This is a genomic window from Sphingobium sp., assembly GCF_041987595.1.
Classification (GTDB): Bacteria; Pseudomonadota; Alphaproteobacteria; order Sphingomonadales; family Sphingomonadaceae; genus Sphingobium.
The window spans coordinates 1-574 of the sequence record NZ_JBHIWJ010000236.1 but is presented as its reverse complement, the minus strand read 5'-3'; the positions used below and the strand labels follow the sequence as shown (position 1 = coordinate 574).

Below are 574 nucleotides of genomic sequence, written 5' to 3'. Positions count from 1 at the left end.
CAACCGCACGGCCAAGGAGTACAGCCGCTACGGTTCGGCCGTGCACAAGCAGGTGTACTTGTACGGCCACCTGGACACGCGGCCCACCGAAGTGCACCGCACCTTTGGCATGGCCTGGGGCATGGGCGGGTGGCTGCTGTTTCCGTTTCTGCAGAAGATTGGCAATGAGGCGACCCAGGCGCTGCGCGCGCGCGTGGCCGCCGAGCTGAAGACCACGTTTGCCAGCCACTATGCGCGCACGGTGTCGCTGGCGGGGGCGCTGAGCGCGGAGGCGATTGCCTTTTATGGCCCGCGCAATACCGGGGCCAAGGTGCTGATTGATCCGTCGATGGAGTGAGGCTGCGCGGGCGTTTTCCTACGGACTCGCGTTCAGCCATCCCAACCGTTCGGGCTGAGCTTGTCGAAGCCCTGCACCGCGCTTCGACAAGCTCAGCGTGAACGGTTTTGGTGTTGTTTCAAAGCCGCGCACTTCCGCCGCGTTCAATCCGCAGCCGCCGCCCGCACCAGCGCCAGCAATTGCTCGCGCGGCCCCAGCAGCGCATTGCCGCCCAGCAACCGCAGCGCCCCACCCTGC

Annotated in this window: 1 pseudogene; it reads left to right on the top strand. The window is 66.2% G+C overall.

Annotated features, from left to right (window positions below):
* Positions 1-337, top strand: a pseudogene (locus tag ACFC3J_RS22940) (NADH oxidase); the annotation flags it as partial.
* Between the last annotated feature and the right edge of the window lie 237 nt (positions 338-574).